The organism is Methylobacterium sp. Leaf456 (assembly GCF_001425465.1).
Lineage (GTDB): Bacteria > Pseudomonadota > Alphaproteobacteria > Rhizobiales > Beijerinckiaceae > Methylobacterium.
The window spans coordinates 268,147-281,679 of sequence record NZ_LMQV01000041.1 but is presented as its reverse complement, the minus strand read 5'-3'; the positions used below and the strand labels follow the sequence as shown (position 1 = coordinate 281,679).

Annotated in this window: 14 protein-coding genes; 11 read left to right on the top strand and 3 right to left on the bottom strand. The window is 69.8% G+C overall.

What is annotated here, in order from left to right; genetic code table 11:
• Positions 1-58: 58 nt before the first annotated feature.
• The 4 genes from ASG52_RS28480 to lpdA are packed head-to-tail and all read left to right on the top strand — an operon-like array spanning position 59 to position 3,684.
• Positions 59-193 carry a hypothetical protein gene (locus tag ASG52_RS28480; RefSeq protein ID WP_286159116.1) on the top strand — a complete coding sequence of 45 codons (135 nt, stop codon included), beginning with the start codon at positions 59-61 and terminating at the stop codon, positions 191-193.
• A gap of 3 nt (positions 194-196) precedes the next feature.
• Positions 197-1,597, top strand: a complete 1,401-nt coding sequence (locus ASG52_RS19965) for a pyruvate dehydrogenase complex dihydrolipoamide acetyltransferase (protein ID WP_056247035.1) — start codon at positions 197-199, stop codon at positions 1,595-1,597.
• A gap of 9 nt (positions 1,598-1,606) precedes the next feature.
• Entirely contained in the window at positions 1,607-2,203 is a 597-nt protein-coding gene (locus ASG52_RS19960) for a hypothetical protein (RefSeq protein ID WP_056247033.1), read from the top strand.
• 41 nt (positions 2,204-2,244) lie between these two features.
• Positions 2,245-3,684 carry a dihydrolipoyl dehydrogenase gene (gene lpdA / locus ASG52_RS19955; RefSeq protein ID WP_056247031.1) on the top strand — a complete coding sequence of 480 codons (1,440 nt, stop codon included), beginning with the start codon at positions 2,245-2,247 and terminating at the stop codon, positions 3,682-3,684.
• Positions 3,685-3,721: 37 nt separating this feature from the next.
• Here lpdA and ASG52_RS19950 read toward each other — a convergent pair whose 3' ends face one another.
• Positions 3,722-4,159: a hypothetical protein gene (locus tag ASG52_RS19950; protein ID WP_082552654.1), complete on the bottom strand. Its 438-nt coding sequence runs from the start codon at positions 4,157-4,159 to the stop codon at positions 3,722-3,724.
• Between the two features lie 152 nt (positions 4,160-4,311).
• Between ASG52_RS19950 and ASG52_RS19945 the strand changes: the two genes are divergently transcribed.
• The 3 genes from ASG52_RS19945 to ASG52_RS19935 all read left to right on the top strand — a co-directional run bounded on the left by ASG52_RS19945 (position 4,312) and on the right by ASG52_RS19935 (position 6,001).
• The gene (locus tag ASG52_RS19945) at positions 4,312-4,941 is read left to right on the top strand and encodes a hypothetical protein (RefSeq protein ID WP_056247027.1); all 630 of its coding nucleotides are present in this window, start codon (positions 4,312-4,314) and stop codon (positions 4,939-4,941) included.
• Positions 4,942-5,037: 96 nt separating this feature from the next.
• Entirely contained in the window at positions 5,038-5,286 is a 249-nt protein-coding gene (locus ASG52_RS19940; protein WP_286159115.1) for a hypothetical protein, read from the top strand.
• An 82-nt stretch (positions 5,287-5,368) separates the two neighbouring features.
• Complete coding sequence (locus tag ASG52_RS19935; RefSeq protein WP_056247025.1) at positions 5,369-6,001, top strand: L,D-transpeptidase; 633 nt, start codon at positions 5,369-5,371, stop codon at positions 5,999-6,001.
• Positions 6,002-6,093: 92 nt separating this feature from the next.
• On the opposite strand, the gene ASG52_RS19930 is transcribed toward ASG52_RS19935, so the two are convergent.
• Positions 6,094-7,440: a PQQ-dependent sugar dehydrogenase gene (locus ASG52_RS19930; protein ID WP_056247023.1), complete on the bottom strand. Its 1,347-nt coding sequence runs from the start codon at positions 7,438-7,440 to the stop codon at positions 6,094-6,096.
• 8 nt (positions 7,441-7,448) lie between these two features.
• Complete coding sequence (locus tag ASG52_RS19925) at positions 7,449-7,667, bottom strand: hypothetical protein (RefSeq protein WP_056247022.1); 219 nt, start codon at positions 7,665-7,667, stop codon at positions 7,449-7,451.
• A gap of 215 nt (positions 7,668-7,882) precedes the next feature.
• Here ASG52_RS19925 and ASG52_RS19920 point away from each other — a divergent pair, with 215 nt between their 5' ends.
• The 4 genes from ASG52_RS19920 to putA all read left to right on the top strand — a co-directional run bounded on the left by ASG52_RS19920 (position 7,883) and on the right by putA (position 13,403).
• Entirely contained in the window at positions 7,883-8,602 is a 720-nt protein-coding gene (locus ASG52_RS19920; RefSeq protein ID WP_056247020.1) for a cell wall hydrolase, read from the top strand.
• 120 nt (positions 8,603-8,722) lie between these two features.
• Positions 8,723-9,721 carry a lipoyl synthase gene (lipA, locus tag ASG52_RS19915; protein ID WP_056247019.1) on the top strand — a complete coding sequence of 333 codons (999 nt, stop codon included), beginning with the start codon at positions 8,723-8,725 and terminating at the stop codon, positions 9,719-9,721.
• A gap of 6 nt (positions 9,722-9,727) precedes the next feature.
• Positions 9,728-10,186 carry a type II toxin-antitoxin system RatA family toxin gene (locus ASG52_RS19910; protein ID WP_056247017.1) on the top strand — a complete coding sequence of 153 codons (459 nt, stop codon included), beginning with the start codon at positions 9,728-9,730 and terminating at the stop codon, positions 10,184-10,186.
• A gap of 139 nt (positions 10,187-10,325) precedes the next feature.
• The gene (gene putA / locus ASG52_RS19905; protein WP_056247015.1) at positions 10,326-13,403 is read left to right on the top strand and encodes a bifunctional proline dehydrogenase/L-glutamate gamma-semialdehyde dehydrogenase PutA; all 3,078 of its coding nucleotides are present in this window, start codon (positions 10,326-10,328) and stop codon (positions 13,401-13,403) included.
• The last annotated feature ends 130 nt before the right edge of the window (positions 13,404-13,533 follow it).

Below are 13,533 nucleotides of genomic sequence, written 5' to 3'. Positions count from 1 at the left end.
AACGCCCCGACGCATCGATCCGCCCCTCCCTCGTGCCGGCCCAGCGGAGGCTCTGACCATGGCCGAAGCCGCCCCCCGCCGTGCCACCTACGCCGATATTGAAGCCGTGCCCGCTCATCTCGTGGCTGAGATGGGCGTCGCACTGTTGTGCCCGCTCGACGACCTTTTTCCCTTCGCTTCGCCCGAGGCCTGAGACATGCCGATCAACGTCCTGATGCCCGCCCTCTCGCCGACCATGGAGAAGGGCAACCTCGCCAAGTGGCTCAAGAAGGAGGGCGACGCGATCAAGTCCGGCGACGTGATCGCCGAGATCGAGACCGACAAGGCCACCATGGAGGTCGAGGCGGTCGACGAGGGCGTGCTCGCCAAAATTTTGGTGGCCGAAGGCACCGCCGACGTGCCGGTCAACGAGCTGATCGCGCTCATCGCCGAGGAGGGCGAGGACCCAAAGAGCGTCCAGGCGTCCACGGGCGCGGCTGCGAAGACCGCGCCGGTCGAGCCCAAAAGCACGCCCGACGAGAACGCCGCGCCGGACGGCGCGCACGCCTCCTACGCCCGCGTCGACACCGCCCCCGAGGGCGCCAAGCCCGGCGGCGCCGCGCATCCGGCGGAGGCTGGCGAGCGCGTTTTCTCCTCGCCGCTCGCCCGCCGCATCGCCAAGCAGGGCGGCGTCGATATCGCCGCGGTGAAGGGCTCCGGCCCGCGCGGTCGCGTGGTCGCCAAGGACGTCAACGCCGCGATCGAGAGCGGCAGCGCCAAGGCCGGCGCCCCGGCGCCCGCCAAGGCCGCCGAAGCCCCCGCCGCGAAGGCGCCGGCCCCCGCTCCCAAGCCGGCCGCCGGGGGTGCGCCCGCGGGTCTGACCCTGGAGCAGGTCAAGGGCTTCTACGAGAAGGGCGCCTACGAGGAGGTGCCGCTCGACGGCATGCGCAAGACCATCGCCAAGCGCCTCACCGAGGCGATGCAGGTCGCCCCGCACTTCTACCTCACGGTCGATTGCGAACTCGACGCGCTGATGAAGCTGCGCGAGACGCTCAACGCCTCGGCCGGCAAGGACAAGGACGGCAAGCCGCTGTTCAAGCTCTCGGTCAACGACTTCGTCATCAAGGCGATGGGCGTCGCGCTCACCCGCGTGCCGGCGGCCAACGCCGTGTGGGCCGAGGACCGCATCCTGCGCTTCAAGCACGCCGAGGTCGGCGTGGCGGTCGCCATCGACGGCGGCTTGTTCACGCCGGTCATCCGCAAGGCCGACCAGAAGACGCTCTCGGCGATCTCCGGCGAGATGAAGGATTTCGCGGCGCGCGCGCGGGCCAAGAAGCTGAAGCCGGAGGAGTACCAGGGCGGCGTCACCTCGGTGTCGAACCTCGGCATGTTCGGCATCAAGCACTTCACCGCGGTGATCAACCCGCCGCAATCGACCATCCTCGCGGTCGGCGCCGGCGAGAAGCGCGTCGTCGTCAAGGACGGCGCCCCGGCGGTGGTCCAGGCCATGACCTGCACCCTCTCCTGTGACCACCGCGTCCTCGATGGCGCACTCGGCGCCGAGCTGATCTCGGCGTTCAAGGGGCTGATCGAGAACCCGATGGGGATGCTGGTCTAGCAGCCGGTCATGCCGATCGATCGCGCAAGAACGTCCGCGGCGGCCATCCTGCGCCGCGGGCTGGCCGCCGCCGCGCTCGGCCTCCTCTCCGGCTGCATGTCGGCGGAGGATCGGTCAACGAACGAGGCGAAGGTCGCCGAGGCGCGCCAAGCGGCCGGCATGCGCGAGCCGCTGGTGAAGCCCCTGTCGCGGGCCGAGGCCGAAGCGTTCTTCGTCGGCAAGACGCGGCTCGTCACGGCGGCCAACCGCGGGGTTCAGGTCAGCTACATGGCGGCCGACGGATCGGTCTACCTGTGGTTCCCGGGCAATCCAGTGGTGCTGCGCGGGACTTGGACCTTCGAGGAGAGTGGCGCCTATCGTCCCTATGCCGGCCGGCCCGTCAGCGAGACCAGCATCTGCTTCACCTACGGACCGGGGAACGTGAACGCGTTCGACGGGCAGCGCGGCGGGACACGCTGTGTGCCGGGCGCAGCGCTCGCGACCATGAGCGCGGAGAGGGCTGACGGCGACGTGTTCGGCCTCAGCCGCAGAACCGAGGTGCCCTTCGTGCTGCCGCCGGAGCGCACCACCCTGACCGGCCTGCGCAAGCGGGCCGGCGCCCTTTGAGATGGACCGGCGCCGCGGCGTCGGGTGAGACGGAGCGCATCATGGCCGAAACCTACGACGTCCTCATCATCGGCGCGGGCCCCGGCGGCTACGTCACCGCGATCCGCGCGGCGCAGCTCGGCTTCAAGACCGCGGTGGTCGATCGCGAGCATCTGGGCGGCATCTGCCTCAACTGGGGCTGCATCCCGACCAAGGCCCTGCTGCGCTCGGCCGAGATCTACCATTACATGCAGCACGCCGCCAATTACGGGCTGAAGGCCGACAACGTCAGCTTCGACGCGTCCGCCATCGTCAAACGCTCGCGCGGCGTGTCGGGCCGGCTCAACGGCGGCGTCGGCATGCTGTTGAAGAAGAACAAGGTCGACGTGATCTGGGGCGAGGGCTCGATCGAGGCCGCGCCGAAGGGCAACACGCCGGGCAAGGTCGCCGTCAAGGAGACCAAGCGCGCGGAACCGCCGAAGGGTGCCAAGGGCGCCGCCACCTACGAGGCCAAGCACATCATCGTCGCGACCGGCGCGCGGCCGCGCGTGCTGCCCGGCATCGAGCCCGACAAGAAGCTGATCTGGACCTACTACGAGGCCATGGTCCCCGAGGCGATGCCGAAGAGCCTCTTGGTGATGGGCTCGGGCGCCATCGGCATCGAGTTCGCTTCGTTCTACCGCACCATGGGTGTCGACGTGACGGTGATCGAGCTGCTGCCGCAGATCCTACCCGTCGAGGATGCCGAGATCGCCGGGCTCGCCCGCAAGCGCTTCGAGAAGCAGGGCATCAAGATCCTCACCGGCGCCAAGGTGACCAAGGTCGAGAAGGGCGCCAACTCCGTCACGGCGACGGTCGAGGACGACAAGGGCAAAACGCAGCAACTGACGGCGGACAAGCTGATCTCCGCGGTCGGCGTCGTCGGCAACATCGAGAACCTGGGCCTCGAAAAGGTCGGGGTGAAGATCGAGCGCGGCGTCGTCGTCACCGACGGGCTCGGGCGCACCAACGTGCCGGGCGTCTACGCCATCGGCGACGTCGCCGGCCCGCCGATGCTCGCCCACAAGGCCGAGCACGAGGGCGTGATCTGCATCGAGACCATCAAGGGCCTGCACACCCACCCGATGGACAAGGGCAAGATCCCCGGCTGCACGTATTGCCACCCGCAGATCGCCAGCGTCGGCCTCAGCGAGGCCAAGGCGAAGGATCTCGGCTTCCAGATCAAGGTCGGCCGCTTCCCCTTCGCCGGCAACGGCAAGGCCATTGCGCTGGGTGAGCCGGACGGCCTGATCAAGACGATCTTCGACGCCAAGACCGGCCAGTTGCTCGGCGCCCACATGATCGGCGCCGAGGTGACCGAGCTGATCCAGGGCTACGTCGTGGCGATGACGCTGGAGACGACCGAGGAAGAGCTGATGCACACGGTCTTCCCGCACCCGACGCTGTCGGAGATGATGCACGAGAGCGTGCTCGACGCGTATGGCCGCGTGATCCACACCTGATCGCACCATCACCGGGCGGCCGATGCGCCGCCCGGATTCACCGGTTCAGGCTTCTGACGAAGCTGGCGTAGCGGTCCTCGTCGAACTTCTTCAGCTGTTCGAGCGCCCGCCGCGCGTCGCGCTCCGCCGCCCGGCGGTGACGCTCCTTGATGTCGTCCACCAGCTTGTCGAGAATGATGAGCTGTTCGAGGTGCGTCTTCTTCTCCTTGATTACCTCCGCATTCTTTTCGAGTTCTTCACGCGTCCGCGCCTCGATCTTCTCGCAGTCCGGCACGATCTGTCGGGCGAGTTCGAGCACCACCTTCGTCAGCGCCCCGAGTTGCGACCCAAAACTCCCGGCCTCGGTGATGACTGCGAGTTCGATCTCGGGCACGCCCTGATAGAGAGAGTTGGAGAAGTCCTGCGTGACCGCTCCGCTCAGCGGCGCGTAGAACGGAAACGACAACCACGAATACGATAGCGGACCCTGGGACATCGGCGCCTCCTGGGGCGAACGGCAATGTGCGATTGTCGGATCGTCGGGATCGGATTCGCAAGCCTCCTCGCAGAGCCGAGCGACGACCGCCCACGAAACCGCCCGCGCGCCTTCCGCGTTGGCCGAGCGAGTCTCGAATCAGGGAGGCGGTCATGACCCGTTTTTGTGGAGCGCTCCGCGGTGCCCTCGCGCTGGCCCTCGGGCTCGGCGCCGGCTCGGTGCACGCCCAGACGGCGCCGACGGCCCCCTTGCTGAACCTGCCGTTTCCGGGAAGCATCGTGCCGGCCGGAGCGCTCGGCATCGCCGATGCGGGCGGGCTCGCCTTCTCCGGTGCCCTGTCGCAGGGCGGAGCCACGCCCTTGAGCGGCACCATCCAGACCGGCGGCCTGACCAATCCGGGCGGCCTCAGCTTCGGTGGGGGAGGGGGCTCGCGCGGGCTCGCTGCGATTCCCGGCACGAGCCTCACGCAGAATCCCGGTACGGGGCTGACCACCGGCTCCTTCGGGGGAGGGGGCGCGGGGAGCGTTGCCGGAATCTCCGGCACCGGTTCCGCGTCCAATCTCGATACCGGCCCGACCACCGGCTCCATCGGCGGCACGGGCGCAGGGATCGCGGGAACGGGTGCGGGCATCGGCACCCGCAGCGGCGTCCTCGATCCGAACCGGGCCATCCCCGGTGTCGGCAGCGGCGGGGCGGGTGGTGCGCCAGCCGGTGCCGGCATGGCGGCGCCGGGCGCCGTCGATGCCTACACCGATCCCTTCAATGGGCGTGGGATGCCCTGAGGGCGTCCATCCACAAGTTTGAGGGATCGCGGTAAGGACTCGTTAACCGTCTTCGGTCGTTCTATCTTCGTTCTCATATCGAGTCGGAGAGAGACCATGCCCGAGACCCTGCGTCAGGCCTCAGCGCATCGCACCGGAGCCGCGCGGGGAGGGGCCACGGCGCCCGCTTGCCCGGTCGAGGACATCGCGCAGGCCTATCTCTTCACTGCCCACGGCGATGCCGAGTTGGCGCTGCGCTGTGCCATCACCGACGCCCTGTCCGACCTGATGGAGGCCGAGCGCCGCGCCCGCGAGAACAGCCGGCTGATCTCCCGCGGCTATGTCCGCAACGCGGCCCGGGAGTGAGAGTGCGGACAGCCGGTTGAAGCGGGGCCGCGGAGATGCATCTAGCTGCGCCATTCCCTTCGCGTGCGGAGTTCTTTCAGCGATGCGCCTGCGCCCGGCCGCCTTCCTCGCCAGTGCCGTCCTGCTCCTCTCGGCGCCCGCGGCGCGGGCCGACCTGCTCATCAGCGTCGACAAGGACGCTCAGCGGATGAGCGTCGCGGTCGATGGACAGACCCGCTACACGTGGCCGGTCTCCACCGGCGTCGCGGGCCACGACACGCCGAACGGCGGCTACAAGCCGTTCCGGATGGAGGCGAACCATTTCTCGCGGGAGTGGGACAACGCGCCGATGCCGCACGCGATCTTCTTCACCCAGGTCGGCCACGCGATCCACGGCACCACCCACACCCGCCGTCTCGGAACCGCAGCCTCGCATGGCTGCGTCCGCCTTTCGCAGCGCAACGCCGCAACCCTGTTCGCCCTGGTGAAGCAGCAGAAGATGGCCAACACCCGCGTGGTGATCGAGGGCAGCGTCGGCGAGGCGCCGGTCGCCGACGTGCACCGCCCGGCGCCCGAGCGGACGGTTCGGCGATACGGTGCCGACGAGGGCGTGGTGGTGCGCTCCCGCGGTGGGGCCTGGGACGACGAGGTGTATGCGCCGGTCCGGCGGCGGGCGCGCGATCCGTTCGGCGATCCCTACGGGCCGGCGCCCGTGGGTTACGGCGAATTTTATTGAGGCGCCGTTCCCATCCATCCCCTCATCCTGAGGCTCCGCTTCGCTTCGCACCTCAGGATGAGGGGATTGGGTGGGAGATGCCGGGCGTCCGCTCAATTCGAAGCCGCCGCTCCGCTCACCCGCCACACCGCATTCCCGACATCGTCCGTCACCAGCAGCGCCCCCGCCTTGTCGAGCGCCACGCCCACCGGCCGCCCCTGTGCCTTCTCGTCGGCGTTCAGGAAACCGGTCAGGACGTCGACCGGCGCACCCGCGGGCTTGCCGTCCTCGAACGGGATGTAGATCACTTTGTAGCCGCTCTTCGGCCGGCGGTTCCATGAGCCGTGCTGGGCCACGAACAGGCCGCTCTTCCACGCCTCCGGCAGATTCGAGCCCGCCGAGAAGGCGATGCCGAGCGAGGCCGTGTGGGTGCCGACGGCGTAGTCCGGCGCGATCGCTTTCGCCACCCTATCCGGCCGCGGCGGCTGCACCCGCGCGTCGGGGTGCCGGCCCCAGTAGCTCCAGGGCCAGCCGTAGAAGCCGCCCTCCTGCACGTGGGTGACGTAATCGGGCACGAGGTCGCTGCCGATCTCGTCGCGCTCGTTCACCGCGGTCCACAGCGCGCCGCCCGTCGGCTCGAAGGCGAGGCCGTTGGGGTTGCGCAAGCCCGTCGCGTACTCGCGCATGGCCTTGGTGGCGATGGTGAATTCCCAGATCGCCGCGCGGCCCTTCTCGATGTCGAGGCCGTTCTCGCCGACATTGCTGTTCGAGCCCACCGAGACGAACAGCTTTTGCCCGTCGGGGCTGGCGATGACGTTCTTGGTCCAGTGGTGGTTGATGCCCGAGGGAAGCTCGGCGACTTTCTCCGGGCTCGCGGTGATCTCGGTCTGCCCTTCCGTGTAGGGTACGCGCACGAGCGAATCGGCGTTGGCGACGTAGAGATCGGAGCCCACCAGTGCCATGCCGAAGGGCGACGTCAGCCCCTTAAGGAGGACGTGGCGCTCCTCCGCCAAACCATCGCCGTCCTTGTCGCGAAGCAGCACGATGCGGTTGGGGCTGTCGACGCCGGCGCCGGCAAAACTCTTCACCTTGTCGGCGACCCAGTCGGTGAGGCCGGTGCTCCTGTCGCCGGATTTCGGGGCGTTGCTCTCGGCCACCAGCACGTCGCCGTTCGGCAGCCGGTAGGGCCAGCGCGGATGGTTCAAGCCGGTGGCGAAGGCCGCGACGTTCAGCCCGTGTGCCGCCTTCGGGGTCGCGCCGTCCGCCCAGGGGGCGATGCGGGCGATGTTGACGGTCGGCATCAGCGTCGGGTTCGGCGCCGGCAGGGTCGGGTTGGGGCCGGTGCCGGCGGCGAAGTCGAGCGTTGCGCTCTCTGGATACATGACGAGCCGCGTGAAAGCGGCCCCGCTTGCCAGCGCGAGGACGAGGGCGGCGAGGCCGACCTTGGCGGCTGTACGCATGTCGGGCCTCAGAGGGCGGGCGCGGCGGCGGCCTCGTTCGCGCCGGGATGGCGGCGGGTCGAGTAGTAGAGGCCGATCGCGTTCCAGAAGGCGTCGCGCTGCTCGGCGGTGAAGCGCTGGAGTGCGGTGTCGAGGGCGGCGCGGCCGGCGCTGGCCGCCTCCTCGCGCAAGCGATCGTCGAACGCCTCGGGCGGGGGAGAGGCCGTGGTCGAAGTGGCCGTATCCATGGCTGATCCCTCTGCCAAGCGGAGCACAAGCTTGTTCAACGTCCAAGCGGGCGAAGCGTTCAATGTCCCACGCGCCCGGACCCGTGTGCGAAAAGACACACCGCCCCTGATTCGACGCCGAGGCTTAACCATACCTTTGCACCCGGCGGGCATTGGGTTCAGCTTGAGCGTACGAGCCGTCCTTGCCTGCACTCTGCCCAGCCCGGGGAGCCTGAATGCGAAACGACCGTCACCTTCGCCTCGCCTGCCTCGCGACCCTCGCGGTCGCCGGTTCGAGCCTCGGAGGGTGCGGGTTGTTCCGGCCGCAGCAGGAGCTGACGACCGGCTCGATCGCGGCGAATGCCAAGGTCGTTCAGACCCCGACCGCCGCCGACAAGGAGTGCCTCGCCCGCGCGATGTACTTTGAATCGAACCGCTCCGACGAGGACGGCCTGCTCGCCGTCGGCACCGTGGTGATGAACCGCCTCGACGCGCCGGCCTATCCGGGTCGCATCTGCGAGGTGGTCGGCCAGAAGCGGCAGTTCGCCAACGGCGTGCTGTCCAAGCCCGTGCGCGATCAGGATCGGCCGCGACTCGAGAAGGTCGCCGACCTGCTGCTGTCGGGGCGTCGCCACGACGGCGTCGGCCAGGCGCTGCACTTCCACACCGCCGGCTACAGCTTCCCCTACAACAACATGCACTACGTCGTCGCCGCGGGCGGCAACGTGTTCTACGAGAAGAGCGACCGCGAGGGGTACCTGCCGGCGCTCCGCCCCCGCGCCGTGGTGCAGGTGGCCTCCGGCCGGGTGATGCCGCTCCAGATCGCCGCCGCGCAGTCCGGCATGATCGGCCTGCCGCTCACCGGCCGCGTCCAGCCGACGCTGACCGCCGACTACACCGTGCCCGAGCTGCGCCTCGCCGGCCCGGCCCGCTACGCCTCAGTTCCCGGCCGCTGAGAGGCGGGGTTACGCTCGCGGCAGGTTGTCGCCCCGCCCCTTTGCGGCCGGCCCCCCGAGGGCTTAGATCGAGGCGGCGCCCGGGCCGTCCGCCGGGATCACGAGCGCTCGCCCCCCATCATGGCCGTCGTCCTCGATCTCCTCTCCAACGACACGCGCCCGAAGCAGGACGTGCGTCCGCGCCATCCCGAGAAGGCGCACCGGCCCGACACGGCGATCCAGCGCAAGCCGGACTGGATTCGCGTGAAGGCGCCGGGCTCGAAGCTCTGGGCCGAGACCAAGGACATCGTCCGCGCCAACGGCCTCGTCACGGTCTGCGAGGAGGCAGGCTGCCCCAACATCGGCGAGTGCTGGGAGAAGCGCCACGCCACCTTCATGATCATGGGCGACACCTGCACCCGCGCGTGTTCGTTCTGCAACGTGCGCACGGGCCTGCCGGAGGGGCTCGATGCGGCCGAGCCGCAGAAGGTGGCCGATGCCGTGGCCAAGCTCGGCTTGCACCACGTCGTCGTCACCTCGGTCGATCGAGACGACCTGAAGGACGGCGGCGCCGAGCATTTCGCCCAGACCATTGCGGCGATCCGGCAGGCGAGCCCCGGCACCACCATCGAGATCCTGACGCCGGATTTTCTGAGGAAGCCCGGTGCGTTGGAGGTCGTCGTCGCGGCCCGGCCCGACGTGTTCAACCACAATATGGAAACCGTGCCCGGCAAGTACGTCACCGTGCGGCCCGGCGCTCGCTACTTCCACTCGGTCCGCCTGCTGCAGCGGGTGAAGGAACTCGACCCGACCATTTTCACCAAGTCCGGCATCATGGTGGGACTCGGGGAGGAGCGGAACGAGGTGGTGCAACTGATGGACGACCTGCGCTCGGCCGACGTCGATTTCCTCACCATCGGCCAGTACCTCCAGCCGACGCGCAAGCATCACGAAGTCGTGCGCTTCGTGCCGCCGGACGAGTTCAAGGCCTATGAAACCACGGCCTATGCCAAGGGTTTCCTGCTCGTCTCGGCCACTCCGCTGACGCGCTCCTCCCACCATGCGGGCGAGGACTTCGCCCGTTTGAAGGCAGCCCGCCTCGCCAAGCTCGGGCCGGTCCCGCACACCGCCACCGCCTGAGCCGCCATGCCCTCCTTCCGCATCACGAGGAACGTGCGCCACACGGCGACGCAGATGTACGACCTCGTGGCCGATATCGAGCGTTATCCCGAGTTCCTGCCGCTGTGCGAATCGCTGCGCGTGCTGCGGGACGCGGAGGGGCCGAACGGGACCGTGGTGCGGGTCTCGGAGATGGGGGTCGGCTACAAGGCGATCCGCGAGCGCTTCACCACCCGCGTTACCCTCGATCCGGCGAACCGGAAGATCACCGCCGAGTATATCGACGGCCCGTTCCGCCACCTTGAGAACCGCTGGAATTTCCGCGACGACGGGAAGGGCGGCTGCGAGGTCGACTTCTTCATCACCTACGAGTTCAAGAGCCGCACGCTCGGCCTGCTGATGGGCTCGATGTTCGACCGGGCGTTTCGCAAGTTCACCGACGCCTTCGAGACCCGGGCGCGGGCGATCTACGGCGCCCCGGCCTGATTTTTTCGGACTGATGCACAGCGCTCTCCTCCCCTCTTTCGGGAACGAGACATTCCCTCTCGGCGCGGCGGCGCATCTCCTACCTGTGCGGTTTCGATTGCGATAGGATTCTCCGGTCGCCCGTAACGAGGCTCCGCCCATGGATTCCGCGTCCGCCCCGCGCTTCCAGGCTCCCTACGCCCCGGACGACGCCGCGCTCGCGCAAGTGCTGCTGCGTGAGGCGGTGCTGCCGCCGGAGGCCGAACCGGGCGTGGATGCGCTCGCCGCCGACCTGATCGCGGCGATCCGCAGCGAGGCCGGGCACGGCGCGGTCGAGACGTTGTTGCAGGAATACGCGCTCACCACCCGCGAGGGGCTGGCGCTGATGAGCCTCGCCGAGGCGCTGCTGCGGGTGCCCGACGCGGCCACCGCCGACCGGCTCATCGCCGACAAGCTGCGCGAGGGTGATTTCGCCCATCACGCGGTCCGCAGCGAGGCTGGGCTCGCTCAGGCCGCCGCCTGGGCGCTCGGGCTCGGCGCCCGTCTCGTCTCCGCCGGAGACACGCCGGAGGCGACGCTCGCCGGCCTAGTCGGCCGCCTCGGGCGCCCGGCGGTGCGGGCGGCGGCGCACCGGGCGATGCGGATCATGGGCGGCCAGTTCGTGCTGGCCGAGGATATCGGCGCGGCTTTGCGCCGGGCGAAGGCCGGGCCGGCGGGGCTTCGCTATTCCTACGACATGCTGGGGGAGGGGGCCCGCACGGTAGACGACGCCGAGGCCTACCGCCTGTCCTACGCGCGGGCGATCGAGCGGATCGGCCGTGCGGCCGGGGACGCCGCGCTGCCGGCCCGTCCGGGGATTTCCGTCAAACTCTCGGCGCTCCATCCGCGCTACGCGCCGACGCAGAGCGTGCGGGTGAGGGCCGAACTGGTGCCGGTGGTGCTGGATCTCGCCCGCGCGGCCCGCGCGCACGACCTCAACTTCACCGTGGACGCCGAGGAAGCCGAGCGGCTCGAACTCTCGCTCGACGTGTTCGCCGCCGTGATGGCCGATCCGTCGCTCGCCGGCTGGGACGGGTTCGGGCTGGCGGTGCAGGCCTACTCGAAGCGCTGCCTGCCCGTGATCGACCATGTCGCGGATTTGGCTCGGCATCACGACCGGCGCCTGATGGTGCGCCTCGTCAAAGGCGCCTACTGGGACGGCGAGGTGAAGGCGGCCCAAGTCCAGGGCCTGCCCGACTTCCCCGTCTTCACCCGCAAGGCGATGACGGACCTGAGCTATTGCGCCGCCGCCCGGCGGCTGCTGGCGTACCGACCGCGCCTTTTCCCGCAATTCGCCACCCACAACGCCCTGACCGTGGCGAGCGTGCTGGCGCTCGCGGGTGACGAGGCGGGCTTCGAATTCCAGCGCCTGCACGGCATGGGCGAGGCGCTGTACGCGCGCCTCGCCGAGTCGAGGCCTGGCATCGGCTGCCGCGTCTACGCCCCGGTCGGCGGCCACCGCGCATTGCTGGCCTACCTCGTACGGCGCCTGCTGGAGAACGGCGCCAACGCCTCTTTCGTCGCCCGCGCCGCCGATCCGGCGGTGCCGGTCGCGCGCCTGCTCGTACGGCCGCAGGCGCTGATCGAGACCGCGGCGCTCGCCCGCCATCCTGGGATCGCGCGGCCGCGCGACCTGTTCGGGCCGGAGCGGCGCAACAGCGAGGGCCTCGCCTTCGGCGACCGGGCCGCCGTCGCGGACCTGTGCGTCGGCATCGCCCGGGCGACCGGGCCGTTCACCGCGGCGCCGATCCTCGACGGTCGCGCCTGCGAGGGCCGGACGCGCCCGGTGGCGAGCCCCATCGACGGCGCGTCCCTCGGCACCGTGGTGGAGGCCGACGCCGCCACGGTCGCGCGTGCGATGGACGCCGCCGCTCGCGGTTTTTCGGATTGGGCCGCCACACCCGCCGAGACCCGCGCCGCGTGCCTCGAGCGCGCGGCGGATGCGTTCGTTTCCAACCGCAACACACTCCTGCACCTGCTTCAGACGGAAGCCGGCAAGACCCTCGACGACGCGCTCGCCGAGTGGCGCGAGGCGATCGACTTCCTGCGCTACTATGCGGCGGAAGGCCGAAAGCTGTTCGCCGGGCCGCTCGCCCTGCCGGGGCCGGCCGGCGAGGCGAACACGCTGGCCCTGCACGGACGCGGGGTGTTCGCGGCGATCTCACCGTGGAATTTCCCGCTGGCGATCTTCTGCGGGCAGGTTGCCGCCGCGCTGATGGCCGGCAACGCCGTCGTGGCGAAACCGGCACCGCAGACGCCGCTGGTGGCCGCCCTCGCGGTGCGCCTGATGCATGGGGCGGGCCTTCCGGCGGACGCGCTGCACCTCGTCCCCGGCGGACCCGAGGTCGGGGCGACTCTGATCGGGCATCCGGCTCTGGCCGGCGTGGTCTTCACCGGCTCGACGGCGAGCGCGCGGGCGATCAACCGGGCGCTCGCGGCGCGCGACGGCGCGATCCTGCCGCTGATCGCCGAGACCGGCGGCCTCAACACCATGATCGTCGACGCCACGGCGCTCCCCGAGCAGGTCGCCGACGATGTGGTCGCCTCCGCCTTCCGCTCCGCCGGCCAGCGCTGCTCGGCGCTCCGCCTGCTCCTCGTGCAGGAGGACGTGGCCGACGGCATGATCGCCACCATCGTCGGCGCCGCCCGCGAACTGCGCGTCGGCGACCCACGGGAACTTTCCACCGATCTCGGCCCCGTCATCGATGCCGAGGCCAAGGCCCGGCTCGACGCCCACATCGCCCGGATGAGGAGTGAGGCTCGCACGCATCTCACAGGGACCGCGCCGCCCGGCCTCTCCATGGCGCCGCACGTTTTCGAACTCGACCGTGTCACCGACCTGCGCGAGGAGGTGTTCGGGCCGATCCTTCACGTCGTCCGCTACCCCGCAGACGGGTTGGACCGTGTCATCGAAGACATCCGAGCAGGCGGCTACGGGCTGACGCTCGGCATCCATTCGCGGATCGAGAGCACTTGGACCCGCATCGCGGCGGCGCTGCCGCACGGCAACGTCTACGTGAACCGCAACATGATCGGCGCGGTGGTCGGCAGCCAGCCCTTCGGCGGCACCGGCCTCTCGGGCACCGGTCCGAAGGCCGGCGGTCCGCACTATCTCACCCGCTTCGCCACCGAACGGACGCTCACGGTCAACAATGCGGCGGCGGGTGGAAGCGTCGGATTGATCACGATGGAGGGATAGTCGCCATTTCCGATCCAGAGCGCGCGTCATCCGCAGATGGCGAGGCCGTGCCGACGAAACGGTGACGGGTGCGCCTCTTCTGAACAGTTCGCGGTGGGACGGCACCTTTCGGGGCCTCGCGATGGCGCGC